Here is a 16,947-nt window from a genome sequence, read left to right as displayed (position 1 = left end):
AACCGTCAGCCTCCTGTGATGAATCCGCGGACGGAGTCCGCGATGAGCTGGACCGCGATTGCGGCCAGCAGTAGACCTGCGATGCGGGCGAGCAGTGTGATGCCGCCTTCGCCGAGGATGCGGATGAGGACGGTAGAGAATCGGAGGACGAGGAAGAACACGAGGTGGATGGTCACGATTGCGAGTGCGACCGCGAGGAGGGATCCGACGTGTCCTTCGGCTTGGCTGACGTTGACGATCACGGCGGCGATTGCTCCCGGCCCGGCCATCAGTGGGGTTCCCAGAGGGACGAGTGCCACGTTGACGTCTTCGGCTTCGGCGCCGCCGCCGGCTCCGCGTCCGGTGAGCAGGGACAGCGCGATGATGAGCAGGAGCAGTCCTCCTGCGCCTTGCAGTGCGGGGATACCGATGTGCAGGTAGTTCAGGATGGCCTGGCCACCGATCGCGAACACGGTGATGACGGTGAGCGATACCGCCGGTGCCTGCCATGCGGCGCGGTTGCGTGCTTCCTTGCTCTTGCGTCCGACGAGGGAGAGGAACACCGGGATGGCACCGGGCGGGTCCATGATCACGAACAGGGTGATCAGGACGGTGAGGTAGAGGGTCGTGTCGAAGCTCACGACGGGACCGTCGACCCTGTCGCCGCGCGGAGGATGCGCTCGTACTGGTCCGGCGCGGTGGTGTGTTCTCCGAGCTTCAGGGGTTTGTTCGCTCCGTGGTAGTCCGACGATCCGGTCGCGATGATGCCGAGTTCGTCGGCGAGTTCGTGCATGAAGTGGGTGTCCGGCTCGTCGTGGTCGGCGTGGAAGACTTCGACGCCGCCGAGACCGTGCGGGACGAGTTCTCGGATGTGGTTCGGGTCGAGAATCCGTCCGCGTTTGCGTGCACGGGCGTGCGCGACGACGCTGACGCCCCCTGCCGCCGCGATCATCTCCACGGCCCGCTGGATCGGTGTGTCCACTTTGTCGACGTAGTACGGGCTGGTCGTCGACAGGTAGCCGTCGAACGCGTGCTGAACGCTGTCGACGGCGCCGAGGTCGACGAGGGCTCGGGCGAGGTGAGGCCTGCCTGCCGATTCGCCGGTGGCCGCGATGATGTCGTCGGGGACGATGCCTGGGATGTCAGCGGCTAGACGCTCGGCCATCAGCCGGATTCTGGCCGCTCGCTCCCCTCGAAGGCGGGCGAGTTCGTCGGCGAAGCTCGAGTCGTTCGGATCGAACAGGTAGGCCAGAAGATGCACCGGGACCGGCTTGCCGTCTTCCCCTCGGCCGACGCACGACATCTCCATACCGCGCACGACGGTCAGTCCGGTCGGGGCTGCATCGAGGGCCTCGTCCCACCCCGATGTGGTGTCGTGATCGGTCAGCGCGACGACGTCGAGTCCGGCGGTACGAGCGGCGCGGACCAGCTCCGCGGGAGTGTCGGTGCCGTCGGAGACCGAGGAGTGGGTGTGGAGGTCGATGCGCACGACAGCCAGTGTCTCAGGCGCACCGGGCGTTGGTATCGCAGGCGTACGATTCGCGCCATGCCGTCTCTACCTCCGAGGCCGTCGCTTCCGTCGCTCCACTCCCTGCGGCCGTCCAATCGTGGACAGGCAGCCGGACCGAAGGTTCCCGTACCCACCGCTCGCGCGATCGTCGATTGCGCGGTCTACGTCGACGGGCACCGGCTGCCGGGCAAGTACACGCATTCGGCGGCGATAGCCGAGGTCCGCAAGCGAGGGGAAGGCTTCGTCTGGCTCGGTCTGCATGCCCCGGACGAGGGTCAGATGGACGGTGTCGCGCAGTGCTACGGCCTCCACGAACTGATGGTCGAGGACGCCGTCCACGCGCATCAGCGTCCCAAGTTGGAGCGCTACGACGACGTGTTGTTCCTCGTTCTGCGCACCATCAGCTACGTCGAACACGAATCGGTGACCACGGCCAACGAAATCGTCGAGAGCGGCGAGATCATGGTGTTCCTCGGACGGGACTTCGTCATCACCGTGCGCCACGGCGAGCATTCGGGGTTGTCCGGTGTGCGGCGAACGCTCGAGAACAATCCCGAGCAGCTGGCTCTGGGGCCGTCGGCCGTTCTGCACGCCGTCGCCGACCACGTCGTCGACGAATATCTCGAGGTCACCGGCTCGATCGAGCGAGATGTCGACGTCATGGAGGAAGAGGTCTTCTCGCCGCACCATCACGTACCGATCGAGAACATCTATCTGCTCAAGCGTGAGGTCGTCGAACTTCGACGATCCGTCACGCCGTTGTCGACGCCGTTGAATCAGCTGGCTCAGAGCTCGGAGAACCCTGTCCCCAAAGCGGTTCGACGCTACCTGCGCGACGTGCAGGACCATCACACTCTGGTCGCGGAACGAGTAGCGGAGTTCGACGAGGTTCTGAGCTCGCTCGTCGACGCCGCGCTGGCGCGGGTGACGATGCAGCAGAACATGGACATGCGCAAGATCTCGGCGTGGGTGGCCATCGCAGCCCTGCCGACGATGGTGGCCGGCATCTACGGGATGAACTTCGACAACATTCCCGAACTGCATTGGAAGTACGGGTATTACATCGTCGTCGCCGTGGTGGCCGTGGCCTGCGTGGGATTGTTCGCGACGTTCCGCAAGAACGACTGGCTCTAGAGCGTCACGGCGGACCGGCTCGGGTCACGGACGTCGATTCCCGCTTCCGTCCACGCGTCGCGCAGGGCCTCGGCGCCGCGCAGCCGAACCCACGCCGCCTCGGTGCCCGTGATCGGCACGACATCGAGAAACTGGACCGGGTCGGCAGGCTCGGGCAGCTCGAGATCCTCGATGTCGCTGCGCCCGAGCAGCACCGCCGTGAACGGCGCACCCGCCCACAATGGTTCACCGAGATCCAGCAGAAGATCCTCGCGGAGCACGACACCCTCGACGGACGGCGTCGCGGCAAGCTTGGCCAGGTTCCGCAGGAAATCCTTGTCGATCCCGTCGAACACTCTGGTGACGAGAATCAGCTCGGCGCGAGGACCGCGGGTGGCGTCGGCGATCATCTCGCTCGGATCCGACATCGGATACCTCGAACAACCGAGCGTCACGAACCGGGCGAACTCGTCGCGTCGCGGGAAGAACGTCAACACGTCCAACGATTCGAGACCGAGGAACGTCACCGAGAACGGCGTCGGCTTCTCGTCTCCGATCGCGGCAAGCAGATGACTGCGTACCCGAGCTATGACACTGTCGCTCACGAAGTCCATCCAACACCACCGCTGCCCGGTAGCGTCGTCCGCGTGGTCTCTGTCCTTGCCGTCTCCGACGAAACGATCGAAAGCCTGTGGAGTTCTCAGGTGCGTTCACTGGACGTCGACCTCGTTCTCGGCGCGGGAGACCTCCCGTTCGACTACCTCGAGTATCTGACCGACGCCCTGAACGCGCCGTGCGTGTTCGTGCCGGGAAACCACGACGCCGACCTGACGGGCTACTCGGCCGGACGCGCCGGATGGATGCGGGCGGGACTGCCGAGCACCTGGCCGGGCCCCGTCGGCGCCGTCAACGCGGATCGTCGGATCGTGACCGCAGCGGGCCTTCGCATCGCAGGTCTCGGCGGGTCCATCCGCTACAACGGCGGACCCAACCAGTGGACCCAGCGCCAACAGAGGCGTCGGGCACGGACGTTGACACGGACCAAGACGTGGGCAGAGAAGGTCCGGGGCGACGACCGCGGCGTCGATGTACTGCTGACGCACAGTCCACCGTTCGGCGTCGGAGACGACACCGATCCCGCGCACATCGGATTCGAGTGCCTGCACGACACGGTGCAGTCTCTTCGACCGCAGGTTCTGCTGCACGGGCACATTCATCCGCACGGGCAGTCACCTCCGGATCTTCGACTGCACGACACAGCCGTCGTGAACACCGTCGGCTACACCTTGCTGGACATAGAACCCGGTGGAGGGGCTCGGGAGATCACAGCACCGACCATCGTGAGGCGACGCCATGGCACGTGACACCGGATTCCCCGCGGCCGACGCCGAGAACGACTTCACCCGTCAGCGTCGGCGTGCCGATGTGGCGCGTCTCGTCGGCTGGTTGCGTCGCCAACCCGACGACATCAACACGATCCTGCCGTTCGACGAGGTGGTCGCCGCGCTCGGCAAGGTCGGTGAACGCCAACTGGGTGTTCAGGTCATTCGTGTCGATTCGATCGTCGGCAGTGTCGACCGCACCCGGGACTTCGACCGGTTCTTCAGGCCGACGTCGGCTCGGATCAGGGAGCGGTGGCAGCGTCTTGCTGCGGCGCAGCGGCGAGGCGAGGCGATGCCGCCGATTCAGGTCTATCGCATCGGTTCCATGCATTTCGTGCTCGACGGCCATCACCGGGTGTCGATCGCGTTCGCGATGCACCGCACCACGATCGACGCGCTCGTCACGGAAATCGTCACCCGCATCTCCCCCGAAGGAATCACTCGGCGCGGTGACCTGCTGATCAAGGATCACCGACGGATTTTCCTGTCCCGGGTCCCCCTCGTCGGGAAGGCTCGTGAGGCCGTCACCGTGACCGACCCGTTCGATTACGCCGAGCTGAGCGAGTCGGTCGAAGCGTGGGGTTTCAGGTTGATGCAGGAGTTGGGCGAATTCGTGGACCGGGCGACCGTCGCGCGCCGATGGTTCGGTGAGGAGTTCCTGCCCGTCGTCAGGATGGTCCGGGCCGCCGACATTCTCGAGGGCCGGACCGACGCCGAGGCGTACATGTGGATGAGCCGAGAGCGGTACCGATTGGTCCGCGAACACATCTGGAACGACGAGATCGTGTCCGAGCTTCGCCAGCGCGCTCGCAGCTCGCGCACTCCGTAGAACACCGCTCGTCTTTCCCGGCGGGCACAAACCTGATAGTTACTTAGATGCACACATCAAACTTTTGGTCTTCCTTTTAGCTCTTGTGAAAAAGTAACGAGGTTTTCGTCATGCCCACCCAGGCTCGCACCGACGAGATCCACCCTGGACGCCTGCTGCTTCCCGGCCTCTGTTTCGTCGTCATGACACTTGCTGTCCTTCAGACGATGGTGGTCCCCATCATCGGCACGATCGGTACACAGCTCGGCGTCAGCACGACAGCGGCCGGTTGGGTCCTGACGGCCAACCTACTGGCCGCCGTCGTCGCGACCCCCGTCATCGGTCGCCTCGCCGACCTGCACGGCAAGCGACCCGTCCTCATCGCCGTCCTGGTTCTCGTGTTGCTCGGATCGCTCCTGGCCGCCGTCACCGAATCCTTGCCACTTCTGCTCGCCGGACGCGTCCTCCAGGGTCTGTCCTACGCGCTGTTTCCCATCTCCCTCGCTCTGCTGCGCGACGAAATGCCCCCGCGCCGCCTCGTCGGATCGATGGCCATTCTGTCCGGCACTCTCGGCGCGGGCGGTGGGTTCGGTCTCGTGCTCACCGGAGTCCTGACGGCCGACGGCGCGGACTATCACCGTGTGTTCTGGCTCACCGTCGCTTTCGTCGCCGCGGCGATCGCACTCGTCTGGTTCGGTGTTCCCACGCGCGCACGCACCGGAACCGGCTCGGTCGACTGGTGGGGTGCGATCCTGCTCGCGGCCGCACTGGTACTTCTCTTCCTCGCACTGACACAGGGCCGGTCGTGGGGTTGGGGATCGATTCCGACGGTTCTCTGCGCTGTCGGCGGCATCGTCGTCCTCGCCTGCTGGTGGATATTCGAGAACCGCATTGCCGCCCCGCTCGTCGCGCCGCGCATGCTGACCCACGGCCCACTGCTCGCAACGAGCGTCGCGACGCTGTTCGTCGGCATCGGCATGTTCGTCAACTTCCTGGCGTGCTCGTACTTCGTGCAGACACCGCGCGAGGTCGCCGGATACGGTTTCGGCGCCGACGTGCTGTCCGCCAGCGTCGTCTACCTGCTCCCCGGTGCCGCGGTGGGCGTCGTCGCGGCGACGTTGAGCGGTGGGCTGATCCGACGGTTCGGCCCACGGCCGGTTCTGATCGGCGGCGGCGCGATCGGCATCGTCGGATTCATCCAGTTCGCGTTGTTCCACGACACGACGTGGCAGGTGATTCTCGCGTCGTCGATCGTCAACGTCTTCGTGTCGCTGGCCTTCGCCTCGATCCCGAACCTGCTGATGGCCGAGGTCTCTCCGGCGGACACCGGCGTCGCGAACAGCGTCAACTCCATCGTTCGAACAGTCGGGACATCCATTGCGAGCGCGGTCCTGACGACGATGCTCGCCACCTACACGATCGCGAGTACATCTGTTCCTCGCGAGATCGTCTACACCGCAGCGTTCCTGGTCGGTGCACTCGCGTGCGCCATTGCGACCCTGTCCGCCTTCGCGATCCGCGTACCCCGCGCGACTCGGAGCACACTCACAGCAGCCTCCACGGTCGGAGGCGATTCCGAGCAGGCAAAAGCACGCGCATCCGCTGGTGAGCGCATCCTGGCAGAAGACTGCTGACGTTCTGGGAGTAGCCGCTTCTCCCTTTCGGACCCTTCCGTGCGTACCTAGATTCGAGTTGTACGCACACGAAAGGGAATCCGAATGAACGCTCGAAAGATCTTGTCCCGCACTGCTGTCACCGGGGTACTGGTTGCCGTTCCGCTCGTCGCGGTGGTGGGTACCGCCTCGGCCGATCCGATCCGTGACGAGCAGGGACATCAGCAGGCTCAGCCTCAATGGGAGCTTCCACAGTTCCAGTTGCCGAATCTGGCTCCGGCTCAGCCGGTTCCCGCGCCTGCCCCCGCCCCGGCGCCGACCGACATTCCGAACTTCGCGCCCGGGTTCTTCCAGGGCTTGTCCACCGGCTCGTCACTGTAGCTCGCTTCCCCTATGTGAGTGGAAATGTGTCTTCGGGTCGCTTCGCCGGCTCCGCTCCGGTGGCCCAGGGCCTACATTTCCACTCACACAGGGGGTAGAGCCCTCTACAGCGTCAGGTTGTCACCCGAGGCCTGGTCGAACACCGAGATCTTGCCCGGATCGAACCACAGCTCGACGTCGCCGCCCTCGCGGGCCGCCGACTCCGCGGCCAGACGGGCGACGATCTGAGCACCTCCGGTGTCCCCGAGACCGGCGTCCGCAGCCAGTTCCTGCAACTCCGCGGACTGCACCTTGCTGCCCTTGGACTCGAAGTACACGTACTTGTCGCTGCCCATCGACTCCAGAACATCCACCCTCGCGGTGAACGTCGCACCGTTCAACTTCTGATAGGAATCGATCAACGCCGCGTCCTCGAAGTGCTCCGGACGGATACCGACGACGACGTCCTTGCCCGGGTTCTTCTGCGCGATCGCCTGACGACGCTCGTGCGGCAGTTCGAACGTGCCGAGGTCCGTCTGCACCCCGTCCGACGTGAGCTGGCCCGGAACGAAGTTCATCGACGGCGATCCGATGAACCCGCCCACGAACAGGTTGCGCGGCTTGTCGTACAGCTCCTGGGGCGATCCGATCTGCTGCACGAGCCCACCCCGCAGTACGACGACCCGGTCCCCGAGCGTCATGGCCTCGGTCTGATCGTGCGTGACGTACACCGTCGTCGTGCCAAGACGTTTCTGCAACCGCGAGATCTCCGCACGCGTCTGCACGCGCAGCTTGGCGTCGAGGTTGGACAGCGGCTCGTCCATCAGGAACGCCTTGGGTGTACGAACGATGGCCCGGCCCATCGCGACTCGCTGACGCTGACCACCCGACAGATTCGACGGCTTGCGGTCCAGGTGCTGACTCAGGTCCAGGATCTTCGCTGCTTCCTCGACCTTGGTGTTGATCTCGTCCTTGCCGAGCTTCGCGAGCGTCAGCGGAAACGCGATGTTCTGACGCACCGTCATGTGCGGGTACAGCGCGTAGGACTGGAACACCATCGCGATGTCGCGGTCCTTCGGTGCCCGCTCGTTGACGCGTTCGCCTGCGATGCGCAGCTCACCCGAGGAGATGTCCTCCAGACCGGCGATCATGTTGAGCGTCGTCGACTTTCCGCAGCCCGACGGACCGACGAGAATGATGAATTCGCCGTCGGCGATGGTGATGTCGACGTCGCTGACCGCAGCCGCGCCGTCCGGGTAGAGCTTGGTGACTTTGTCGAGAACGATTTCGGCCATGACGGTTATCCCTTCACTGCGCCGGACGTCAAGCCCGCCACGATACGTCGTTGGAAGAAGAGCACGAAGATGATGATCGGAATGGTGATGACCACGGCAGCCGCGGCGATGGACCCTGTCGGCTCCTCGAACTGAGAGCTACCGGTGAACTGCGAGATCGCGGCCGGAACGGTGATGGATCGCTCCGTCGCGGTCAGCGAGATCGCCAGCAGTAGGTCGTTCCAGGCGAAGATGAACACCAGGATCGCGGCCGTGACGATGCCGGGTGCCGCCAGTGGTGCGATCACCTTGCGGAATGCCTGTGCCGGTGTCGCGCCGTCCATCTTGGCGGCCTTCTCCAACTCCCAGGGGATTTCCCGGAAGAACGCCGACAGCGTGTAGATCGCGAGCGGCAACGCGAACGTGATGTACGGAATGATCAGGCCCGGCCACGTGTCGAACAGGCCGATGGCGCGTTCGATGTCGAACAACGGTGTCACGAGCGAGATCTGCGGGAACATCGCGATGAGCAGAGCCGCACCGACGAGCGCCTTCTTGCCCGGAAAGTCGAGGCGAGCGACGGCGTAGGCAGCCATGGTTCCGATCACGACGGCGATGACCGTGGTGATCAGTCCGATTCCGATCGAGTTGATCAGTGCCGAGGTGAACTGGTTGGTCTGGAAGATGCCCTTGTAGTTGTCCAGGGTGAACGAGCTCGGAATGAACTTGCCGTCGGCGATGGTGGCCGTCGATTTGAACGACAAGCTGATGATCCATGCCAGTGGGATGAGCGCGTACAGCAGCACGAGCGCATTGATGACGGTCCAACCGACCTTCTTGCGAGGCGTCACGGTCGTCATTACTTACGGCCTCCGTCGTCCGAGCCCGGCGCCGACGCACCGAACAATTTGATGAACACGAACGCGATGATGGCGACGCAGAAGAAGATCAGAACGCTGATCGCCGAGCCGAGTCCGAGGTTGAACGCTCCGAACAGGTTGTCGTAGCCCAGAATCGACACCGATCCCGTGCCGTTGCTGCCTTTGGTGAGCACGTAGATGTTGTCGAAGATGCGGAATGCGTCGAGTGTGCGGAACAGCAGCGCAACGAGGATCGCCGGTTTCATCAGCGGGATCGTGATGCGCACCAACCGTGTCCACGCTCCCGCGCCGTCCACCTGCGCGGCCTTGAGCAGATCGTCCGGGACGAGTGCGAGACCGGCCAGCAGAAGCAGGGCCATGAACGGCGTCGTCTTCCACACCTCGGCGAGCACGACGATGGCGAGCGACGGAATCTGCTCGGTCAGTGGGGCACTGCCGTCGGGCAGCAGGTTGGCGAGGTAGCCGGTGCCCGGCGTCCACGCGTAGTACCAGCTGTAGGCGGCGGCGACGGTGACGATGCCGTACGGGATCAACACGACCGTGCGCACCAGTCCGCGGCCGAAGATCGTGCGGTGCATGATGAGCGCTACCGCGAGGCCGAGTACGAATTCGATGATCACCGAGATGATGGTGATCGCGGTGGTGACACCGAACGCCGTCCACCAGTATCCGTCGGTGAGAACGGTGACGTAGTTGGAGATTCCGACGAACTCACGATCGTCGGGGAACGCGAGGTTGTACTTCTGCAGGCTGAGCCAGAAGGCGTAGATGATCGGGTATCCGGTCACCGCGATCATCATGATCGCGGCGGGAGCGATCAACGTCAGACCGAGCCGACGTTCGGCCTTCTTGCCGTCGGAGACCTTCTTCAGGATCTCCTGTTTGTCCAACGTCTCGCTCATGGAATCAGCCCTTCCGAATTGACAGCCTTGGAGACCAGGTCGGCGAGCTTGTCCACGTCCGCAACGGGATCGATGTTCTGAGGTGGATTGAGCGCGTCGGCAAGCAGGATCGAAATGCTCTGGTAGGCAGGTGAGACGGGTCGGACCGCGGCGTTCTCGATGGAGTCGAGTACGCCTTCCCACGCCGGGTAGACGGCCTGGAATTCAGGGTCCTGATACAGCTGTGCCAGCACCGGCGGAACTCCGCCGTTGACGGCGTTGTTGCGCTGGTTGTCCTCGTTGGTCAGACACTCGACGGCTTCCCACGCGAGGTCCTCGTGCTGAGTGGTCTTGGCGACGCCGATGTTGAAGCCACCGATGGTCACCTTGGCCGGAGTATCCGGGATCACCGCCGGGTACGGCGCGCTGCGGAACACCTCGGCGACCTTGGCATCCTGTTGGTCCGCAGGGACGTTCGTCAGATCGAGGAACGGTACTGCCCCGGCTGCCGCGTTCTCCTTGATGCCCGGGAGCACGAACGGGTAGTTGACCTGGAATGCCGAGTTGCCGGCCTCCATACCGAGACGGGCGGTGGCCTCGTCGGTCTGCGAGATCGACGGGTCGTGGCCGTCGGCCGTGGCGACGCGCTTCATGATCTCGAGTGTCTTCTCGGTCGCCGCACGATGCTCGGGAGTGTCGTTCAGGGTCACCGTCGTACCGTCGTCGGCGACGACCTGACCGCCTGCGCTGACGAGGAGGCTGTTGAACCACACCATCAGGCCCTCGTACTGCTTGGCCTGGACGCCGATGTACGCGGGTTTGCCTTCGGCCGCGTTCGATTCGGCTTCGTCGATCATCTGGTCCCACGTCTGCGGCGGCTGACCACCCGGCACCTGATCGGGTCGGTACCACAGCAGCTGCGTGTTGGAGTTCAGTGGAACCGCGTACAGCTGGTCCTGCCACTGCGCCGTTTCGAGCGGGCCTTCCAGGGTGGCGCCGCCTTCGAGCTTGGCGGCGAGATCATCCGGGACCGGAAGTGCCCAGCCGGCCTCGGCGAACTCGGCGGTCCACACCACGTCGAGGGTCATCAGGTCCAACGAATTGTCGTTGCCCGCCAGACGTCGGGCCAACTGCAGTCGCTGATCGTTCGCGCTCTTGGGGAGAGTTCGCTGTTCCACTCGATAGCGTCCGTTCGACGCGGCCGAACACGCCTCCGCAGCGGCGGCGTACTGCTCGGCGCCGTCCGCTGCGGTGTAGAAACTCAGTACCGGTGTGCTGCTGTCGGAGGATCCGCAGGCTGCGAGCAACGGGCTGGCGACCAACGCAGCGGCCGCCAACACCCCTATTCTGGTTGCGTGTGCAGGCCTCGCACTCCGAGGCCTTTGACTACGTTGTCTCGGCACTTTCCGCCTCCGTATTTTCGATTACGTATACAGAACTTCCTTATTGACTGTCCTGTACGTAAAGAAACGTAACCGAACGAAGGCCGGCGATAGGGATATTGGAACTATTCCGTAACCTGCCGTCTCGACGAACGTGTCAGAGCGCGAGACGCGCGAGCAGATCGCGTGCTTTCTCCGCACTCTTGGGCTCGCACAACACGTCGTACCGACCGGCGACCAACTGCATGCTCGACGCGAAATCTCGCTGGCCCTTGGTGGCCGCGTACGGAATGGCCGCGGAGATCAATCCGAAGATGACGCCGCCGACGATGCCGATGATCAACGCCCCGAGAATGTTGCCGTTGGTGAAGATACCAAGCACCAGGCCGAGGAACAGTCCGAGCCAGGCGCCCGAGACGACGCCTCCGCCAATGACTTTCGGCCACGTCAACCGACCGAGAACACGCTCGACCTGCATGAGGTCGACGCCGACGATGGTGACGTCCTGAACCGAGAACTCCTGGTCGGAGAGGTAGTCGACGGCCTTCTGCGCCTCGGCGTACGTCGGGTAGGAACCGATCGGCCACCCGGACGGCGGAGTCGGAAGACCCTGACCTGGGCGGCCGGGCTGCGAAAGTGGATTCGTCATTGCTCTATTGTGCCCGAATCTGCACTTTGTGTTACTTCACTACGCAGCATTCCTGCCGCGCGCCCTTTCGCACTGACCACCAGGGCCATCTTTCTCGACGCCTCGTCGATCATCTCGTCTCCGAGCATCACCGCACCGCGGCCACCACCGGCCTCGGAGGTATGAAATTCGTACGCCTCGAGAATGTTCTCGGCTTTGTCGAAATCGGCCTGCCGGGGCGAGAAGATTTCGTTGGCGGCATCGATCTGGGTGGGATGCAGTACCCACTTGCCGTCGAAGCCGAGACCGGCCGTGCGGCCCGCGGCGCGGCGGAACGCGTCTAGATCTCGGATCTGGAGGTACGGACCATCGATCGCCTGCAGTCCGTGGGTCCGCGCGGCGAGCAGAATGGTCATCAGGATGTGGTGGTAGGCGTCACCGGTGTCGTACCCCTCCGGCTGTTCGCCGACGACGAGGGTGCGCATGTTCACGCTGGCCATCAGATCCGCGGGACCGAACACGAGAGTCTGCACACGGGGACTGGCCGTGGCGATCTCGTCGATGTTGCGCAGGCTGCGAGCACTTTCGATCTGCGGTTCGATTCCAATGGCGCCGACCTCGAGTCCGCTCGTCTTCTCGACCTGGGTCAGAAGCAGATCCAGTGCTTCGACGTGCGCTGCGGTCTCGACCTTCGGAAGCAGGATCGCATCCAACCGAGAACCTGCACCGGAGACGACGTCGATGACGTCGCCGTAGGTCCAGGGCGTCGTCCAGTCGTTGACGCGGACGACCTTCAGTTGGTCTCCCCATCCGTCGGACCGGAGCGCTTCGACGATGCGTCCGCGCGCCTCCACCTTGGCGATCGGGGCGACTGCGTCCTCGAGATCGAGGAAGATCGCGTCGGCCTTCAGTCCTTTGGCCTTTTCGATCATCTTCGCGGAACTGCCGGGAACCGCGAGTACGGATCGGCGGGGACGGTCTTGCTTCACCGAGCTCATTCGAGCCTCATCGCTCCCTGCTTGTTCACCGGCTGTCGATTCTCCGGTTCGTACTGTCACGCTCTAACCTTTCCATCATGGCAGCACTGAGCAAGCTATTCGCAGCCAGGCTCGCGGGTCTGGTCGTGCTCGGCCCCGACGGCGAATCGATCGGCCGCGTCCGCGATCTCGTCATCACCATGCGCGTCGGCCGCGCCCAACCCCGAGTACTCGGCCTGGTCGTCGAACTCGCGACGCGCCGAAGAATTTTCGTGCCGATGCTGCGCGTCACCAGCATCGAACCCAACTCCGTTCAGCTCAACACCGGCAACGTGAGTCTGCGCAGATTCTCGCAGCGAGCCAACGAAATCCTCGTGTTCGCGCAGATTCTCGACTCCAAGGTTCGCGTCGACGACCCGGAACTCGAAGAGCTGCACGACGCCGATTCCATCGTCGTCGACCTCGGCATCGAACTGACTCGAACCCGTGACTGGCTGGTCGCTCGGGTCGCGGTCCGGCGCAGCCGCGGCAGGCTCGCGCGCCGAGGTGCAATCCATGTCGTGGACTGGCAACACGTCCAGGGCCTGACCCAGAACGAGCTGTCCCTCCCCGGCCAAGGCGTCGCGCAGCTGTTGATGCAGTTCGAGGACCTGAGGGCTGCCGACGTGGCCAACGCGATGCGTGAGCTGCCGGTGAAACGACGGATGGAGGTGGCACACGCCCTCGACGACGAGCGGCTCGCCGACGTCGTGCAGGAACTTCCCGACGACGATCAGGTCGAACTGATGCATTACCTCGGTGTAGAACGCGGCGCCGACGTGCTCGAGGCAATGGACCCCGACGACGCAGCCGACCTTCTGGGTGAACTGCCCGAGCCCGAGGCGGAGTCGCTGCTCCGTCTGATGGACCCGGAGGACTCCGCTCCTGTCCGGCGCCTTCTCGAACACTCACCGGACACTGCCGGTGGTCTGATGACCACCGAACCGGTGGTGTTGAACGCATCGACGACGGTGGCCGAGGCTCTCGCCCGGGTACGTAACCCGGATCTGACGCCTGCGCTGTCCTCGCTGGTGTTCGTGGTTCGCCCGCCGACGGCAACTCCGACGGGCGCGTACCTCGGGTGTGTTCACCTGCAGCAACTGCTCCGCGAGCCGCCGGCGAGCCTGGTCGGCGGCGTGATCGACAAGGCGCTGCCCAAGTTGTCGCCGGAGGACAGCCTGACGGCCGTCACCCGATATTTCGCGACGTACAACTTGGTGTGCGGGCCGGTGGTGGACGACGAAGATCACCTGGTCGGAGCAGTGACAGTGGACGACGTTCTCGACCATCTTCTTCCCGAGGACTGGCGTGATCAGGAGGTGGCAGGACAGTGAAGGAAACCGCTCGGCAGCGCATGGACACACCGCAGGGCTCGCGGCTGTTCAACTGGCATCTCGACGTCGACCTCGGCAGCTCGGGAGAGCGCGCCGCCCGCTTCCTCGGCACCGGACGGTACCTGGCGATTCAGACGATCATCGTCATCGTCTGGATCTTCCTGAACGTCGCCGTCGTCGCACTTCAGTGGGACCCGTATCCGTTCATTCTGTTGAACCTCGCTTTCTCGACGCAGGCTGCGTACGCGGCGCCGCTGATCCTTCTCGCGCAGAACCGTCAGGACGATCGCGACCGGGTCTCGCTGGAAGAGGACCGTGCCCGGGCACAGCAGACGAAGGCGGACACGGAGTTTCTTGCCCGCGAGCTGGCGTCGCTGCGTATCGCCGTCGGTGAGGTCGCGACTCGTGATTACCTGCGGCGTGAACTCGACGAGATCCGCGAGTTGCTGGAACAGATGGGCGGCGAGCCGTCCGCGGCGCCGAAGAAGTCACGGAAGAAGCAAAGCCCACGCAAGCGTGAGGACGGTCCGGCGCCGGAGAGCGACGCCCCGTTCGACGTGGACTAGTTCCGCCCGGGCCGCTTGATAACGGCCGTGTAACGGAACGATCTCGAATCAGGTACCCTCGACTCCGGTTCGCAAACGATCAGGAGGTACCGACGCGTGGGACGTCACAGAAAAGCATCGAATTCCAACGTACGCCGGAATTCGGTGATTGCTCTGACGGGTCTCGTCCCCGCAGGACTCATCACCGCCGCCACCAGCGCAGGCGCGGCCGAGTACATCCCCTTCATGACGACCACCTCCACGGCGCAGGAAGCCGAGCCCGTCGTGGAAACACCCGCCCCCATCGCGGATGACACCGAGGCACAGCCCGTCGCCGCAGCCGAGGCACCCGTCCCGCAGGCAGCACCCGTCCCGGCGCCCGCGCCGGAGATCCCGCCGACTCCCGAGCTGCCGACGAGCCTCGCCGCCAGCCCCATCGCAATCCCGACGGTCAACGTCTCCGCCTACAAGAACGCCGAGCGGATTCTCGCCGAAACCCAGCCCGGCTGCGGAATCAGCTGGACCATCATCGCCGGCATCGGCCGCGTCGAATCCACCCACGCCAACAACGGCAAAGCCGACGACCTCGGACAGCTGCTCGAGCCCATCCTCGGCCCCCGCCTCGACGGATCGCTTGCCGGCAACAACGTCATCGCCGACACCGACGGCGGCGCACTCGACGGCGACCCCAACTTCGACCGCGCAGTCGGACCGATGCAGTTCCTCCCCGAAACCTGGAACCGCTACAAAGCCGACGGCAACGGCGACGGCATCTCCGACCCACAGAACCTCTACGACGCAGCCCTCGCCACCGGCGACTACCTGTGCGACGGCGGCCTGAACCTCCGCGACCTCGGACAGACCACCAAAGCCATCCTGCGCTACAACAACTCCATGGCCTACGTCGCCAACGTCCTCGCCTGGTCCACCGGCTACGCCACCGGCATCGTCCCCACCTCCGACCAGCTCCCGCGCATCCACTAAGGGTCATTCCGCAGGCTCCACTCCCGCCTCCCCCGGGTCATTCCGCAGGCTCCACTCCCGCCTCCCCCGGGTCATTCCGCAGGCTCCACTCCCGCCCCACTAGCATGAGCTCATGGCAGTACTGACGGAATCCGACGTTCGAAGCGCGCTCTCGAAAGTCATCGATCCGGAAATTCGCAAACCCATCACCGACCTGGGAATGGTCAAAGGTGTCACCATCGGCGACGGAGGATCCGTCGACGTCGGGATCTACCTCACCACTGCCGGTTGCCCGATGAAATCGGAGATCAGCGACCGCGTCACCAAAGCCGTCGCCGATGTCGCGGGAGTCGGCACCATCACCGTCGAACTCGACGTCATGAACGACGAGCAGCGTACCGAACTCCGCAAGTCTCTACGCGGCGATTCCGCGGAACCGATCATCCCGTTCGCTCAACCCGGCTCGCTGACGCGTGTGTACGCCGTCGCGTCGGGCAAGGGCGGCGTCGGGAAGTCGTCGGTGACGGTCAACCTCGCCGCATCGCTGGCCAAGCGTGGTCTGTCGGTGGGTGTGCTCGACGCCGACATCTACGGTCACTCGGTCCCCCGCATGCTGGGCAACGACGCCAAACCCACTCAAGTGGAGAAGATGATCATGCCGCCGCAGGCACACGGCGTGAAGTTCATCTCCATCGCTCAGTTCACCTCTGGCAACACGCCCGTCGTGTGGCGTGGACCGATGCTGCACCGCGCGTTGCAGCAGTTCCTCGCGGACGTGTTCTGGGGCGACCTCGACGTGCTGCTCCTCGACCTCCCGCCCGGCACCGGAGACATCGCCATCTCCGTGGCTCAGTTGATTCCCGGCGCCGAGATCCTCGTCGTGACGACGCCGCAGCAGGCTGCCGCCGAGGTCGCCGAACGCGCAGGCGCCATCGCTCTGCAGACCCGTCAGCGCATCGCCGGAGTCGTGGAGAACATGTCCTGGCTCGAGCTGCCCGACGGCACCCGCATGGACATTTTCGGATCCGGCGGCGGCCAGGATGTCTCGGATCGGCTGACCAAAGCCGTGGGCGCGAAAGTGCCTCTGCTGGGCCAGATTCCACTCGACACTGCAGTCCGTGAGGGTGGCGACGCCGGCACTCCGATCGTGTTGGCGCAGCCCGAGACTCCGGCCGCACAGGCGTTGGAAGCGGTGGCCAAGCAACTCGCAGTGCGGGAGCGCGGGCTCGTCGGAATGTCGCTGAGCATCGACACCACCCGAAGGGCCTGATACCACCC

Annotated in this window: 18 protein-coding genes; 9 read left to right on the top strand and 9 right to left on the bottom strand. The window is 64.5% G+C overall.

The window, feature by feature from the left end; all coding sequences use genetic code 11:
- Positions 1-5 precede the first annotated feature (5 nt).
- Positions 6-620 carry a MarC family protein gene (locus CH289_RS15770; protein WP_019665362.1) on the bottom strand — a complete coding sequence of 205 codons (615 nt, stop codon included), beginning with the start codon at positions 618-620 and terminating at the stop codon, positions 6-8.
- Positions 617-1,468, bottom strand: coding sequence for a PHP domain-containing protein (locus tag CH289_RS15765; protein WP_020113102.1), 852 nt, complete (start codon positions 1,466-1,468; stop codon positions 617-619). Before CH289_RS15765 ends, CH289_RS15770 begins: the two co-directional genes overlap by 4 nt.
- A gap of 57 nt (positions 1,469-1,525) precedes the next feature.
- Between CH289_RS15765 and CH289_RS15760 the strand changes: the two genes are divergently transcribed.
- Positions 1,526-2,623, top strand: coding sequence for a magnesium and cobalt transport protein CorA (locus CH289_RS15760; RefSeq protein WP_026347831.1), 1,098 nt, complete (start codon positions 1,526-1,528; stop codon positions 2,621-2,623).
- Here the strand turns inward: CH289_RS15760 and CH289_RS15755 are convergent.
- The gene (locus CH289_RS15755; protein WP_019665365.1) at positions 2,620-3,216 is read right to left on the bottom strand and encodes a suppressor of fused domain protein; all 597 of its coding nucleotides are present in this window, start codon (positions 3,214-3,216) and stop codon (positions 2,620-2,622) included. The genes CH289_RS15760 and CH289_RS15755 overlap by 4 nt on opposite strands.
- A 33-nt stretch (positions 3,217-3,249) precedes the next feature.
- On the opposite strand from CH289_RS15755, the gene CH289_RS15750 reads away from it, so the two are divergent.
- The 4 genes from CH289_RS15750 (at position 3,250) to CH289_RS15735 (ending at position 6,786) form a co-directional block, all read left to right on the top strand.
- On the top strand, positions 3,250-3,966 hold the full coding sequence (locus CH289_RS15750; protein WP_037141238.1) for a metallophosphoesterase family protein: 717 nt from the start codon (positions 3,250-3,252) through the stop codon (positions 3,964-3,966).
- Positions 3,956-4,813 (top strand): hypothetical protein, encoded by an 858-nt coding sequence (locus CH289_RS15745; RefSeq protein WP_019665367.1) that lies wholly within the window; start codon positions 3,956-3,958, stop codon positions 4,811-4,813. Before CH289_RS15750 ends, CH289_RS15745 begins: the two co-directional genes overlap by 11 nt.
- A 110-nt stretch (positions 4,814-4,923) precedes the next feature.
- Entirely contained in the window at positions 4,924-6,426 is a 1,503-nt protein-coding gene (locus CH289_RS15740) for an MFS transporter (RefSeq protein WP_033188062.1), read from the top strand.
- 84 nt (positions 6,427-6,510) lie between these two features.
- Entirely contained in the window at positions 6,511-6,786 is a 276-nt protein-coding gene (locus CH289_RS15735) for a hypothetical protein (RefSeq protein ID WP_019665369.1), read from the top strand.
- A gap of 104 nt (positions 6,787-6,890) precedes the next feature.
- Here the strand turns inward: CH289_RS15735 and CH289_RS15730 are convergent, their stop codons facing one another.
- The 6 genes from CH289_RS15730 to CH289_RS15705 form a co-directional block, all read right to left on the bottom strand.
- On the bottom strand, positions 6,891-8,060 hold the full coding sequence (locus tag CH289_RS15730) for an ABC transporter ATP-binding protein (RefSeq protein ID WP_094728128.1): 1,170 nt from the start codon (positions 8,058-8,060) through the stop codon (positions 6,891-6,893).
- 5 nt (positions 8,061-8,065) lie between these two features.
- Entirely contained in the window at positions 8,066-8,899 is an 834-nt protein-coding gene (locus CH289_RS15725; RefSeq protein ID WP_019665371.1) for a carbohydrate ABC transporter permease, read from the bottom strand.
- Entirely contained in the window at positions 8,899-9,822 is a 924-nt protein-coding gene (locus CH289_RS15720) for a carbohydrate ABC transporter permease (protein WP_019665372.1), read from the bottom strand. Before CH289_RS15720 ends, CH289_RS15725 begins: the two co-directional genes overlap by 1 nt.
- Positions 9,819-11,141, bottom strand: coding sequence for an ABC transporter substrate-binding protein (locus CH289_RS15715; RefSeq protein ID WP_019665373.1), 1,323 nt, complete (start codon positions 11,139-11,141; stop codon positions 9,819-9,821). Before CH289_RS15715 ends, CH289_RS15720 begins: the two co-directional genes overlap by 4 nt.
- A gap of 199 nt (positions 11,142-11,340) precedes the next feature.
- Positions 11,341-11,832, bottom strand: coding sequence for a YflT domain-containing protein (locus CH289_RS15710; protein ID WP_019665374.1), 492 nt, complete (start codon positions 11,830-11,832; stop codon positions 11,341-11,343).
- Positions 11,829-12,809, bottom strand: a complete 981-nt coding sequence (locus tag CH289_RS15705) for an HpcH/HpaI aldolase/citrate lyase family protein (RefSeq protein WP_019665375.1) — start codon at positions 12,807-12,809, stop codon at positions 11,829-11,831. Before CH289_RS15705 ends, CH289_RS15710 begins: the two co-directional genes overlap by 4 nt.
- Positions 12,810-12,886: 77 nt before the next feature.
- Here CH289_RS15705 and CH289_RS15700 point away from each other — a divergent pair, with 77 nt between their 5' ends.
- From CH289_RS15700 to CH289_RS15685, 4 genes are all read left to right on the top strand, one after another.
- On the top strand, positions 12,887-14,161 hold the full coding sequence (locus CH289_RS15700) for a magnesium transporter MgtE N-terminal domain-containing protein (protein WP_019665376.1): 1,275 nt from the start codon (positions 12,887-12,889) through the stop codon (positions 14,159-14,161).
- A 20-nt stretch (positions 14,162-14,181) separates the two neighbouring features.
- Positions 14,182-14,727 (top strand): DUF1003 domain-containing protein, encoded by a 546-nt coding sequence (locus CH289_RS15695; RefSeq protein WP_051104910.1) that lies wholly within the window; start codon positions 14,182-14,184, stop codon positions 14,725-14,727.
- Between the two features lie 96 nt (positions 14,728-14,823).
- Positions 14,824-15,690 (top strand): lytic transglycosylase domain-containing protein, encoded by an 867-nt coding sequence (locus tag CH289_RS15690; protein WP_027499054.1) that lies wholly within the window; start codon positions 14,824-14,826, stop codon positions 15,688-15,690.
- A gap of 112 nt (positions 15,691-15,802) precedes the next feature.
- On the top strand, positions 15,803-16,939 hold the full coding sequence (locus CH289_RS15685; protein ID WP_094728127.1) for an Mrp/NBP35 family ATP-binding protein: 1,137 nt from the start codon (positions 15,803-15,805) through the stop codon (positions 16,937-16,939).
- Positions 16,940-16,947 lie beyond the last annotated feature (8 nt).

It is taken from the genome of Rhodococcus sp. RS1C4 (genome assembly GCF_002258225.1).
GTDB classification, from domain to species: domain Bacteria; phylum Actinomycetota; class Actinomycetes; order Mycobacteriales; family Mycobacteriaceae; genus Rhodococcoides; species Rhodococcoides fascians_E.
Note: the sequence above shows the minus strand (reverse complement) of the source record. Positions and strands in the feature narration are given on the sequence as shown.

What these genes read in the sequence shown, in the direction of transcription:
- CH289_RS15720 (WP_019665372.1), bottom strand. Translation starts at nt 9,822, where the DNA reads ATGAGCGAGACGTTGGACAAACAGGAGATCCTGAAGAAGGTCTCCGAC.
- CH289_RS15705 (WP_019665375.1), bottom strand. Translation starts at nt 12,809, where the DNA reads ATGAGCTCGGTGAAGCAAGACCGTCCCCGCCGATCCGTACTCGCGGTT.
- CH289_RS15730 (WP_094728128.1), bottom strand. Translation starts at nt 8,060, where the DNA reads ATGGCCGAAATCGTTCTCGACAAAGTCACCAAGCTCTACCCGGACGGC.
- CH289_RS15740 (WP_033188062.1), top strand. Translation starts at nt 4,924, where the DNA reads ATGCCCACCCAGGCTCGCACCGACGAGATCCACCCTGGACGCCTGCTG.
- CH289_RS15735 (WP_019665369.1), top strand. Translation starts at nt 6,511, where the DNA reads ATGAACGCTCGAAAGATCTTGTCCCGCACTGCTGTCACCGGGGTACTG.
- CH289_RS15685 (WP_094728127.1), top strand. Translation starts at nt 15,803, where the DNA reads ATGGCAGTACTGACGGAATCCGACGTTCGAAGCGCGCTCTCGAAAGTC.
- CH289_RS15710 (WP_019665374.1), bottom strand. Translation starts at nt 11,832, where the DNA reads ATGACGAATCCACTTTCGCAGCCCGGCCGCCCAGGTCAGGGTCTTCCG.
- CH289_RS15725 (WP_019665371.1), bottom strand. Translation starts at nt 8,899, where the DNA reads ATGACGACCGTGACGCCTCGCAAGAAGGTCGGTTGGACCGTCATCAAT.
- CH289_RS15745 (WP_019665367.1), top strand. Translation starts at nt 3,956, where the DNA reads ATGGCACGTGACACCGGATTCCCCGCGGCCGACGCCGAGAACGACTTC.
- CH289_RS15755 (WP_019665365.1), bottom strand. Translation starts at nt 3,216, where the DNA reads ATGGACTTCGTGAGCGACAGTGTCATAGCTCGGGTACGCAGTCATCTG.
- CH289_RS15695 (WP_051104910.1), top strand. Translation starts at nt 14,182, where the DNA reads ATGGACACACCGCAGGGCTCGCGGCTGTTCAACTGGCATCTCGACGTC.
- CH289_RS15700 (WP_019665376.1), top strand. Translation starts at nt 12,887, where the DNA reads ATGGCAGCACTGAGCAAGCTATTCGCAGCCAGGCTCGCGGGTCTGGTC.
- CH289_RS15760 (WP_026347831.1), top strand. Translation starts at nt 1,526, where the DNA reads ATGCCGTCTCTACCTCCGAGGCCGTCGCTTCCGTCGCTCCACTCCCTG.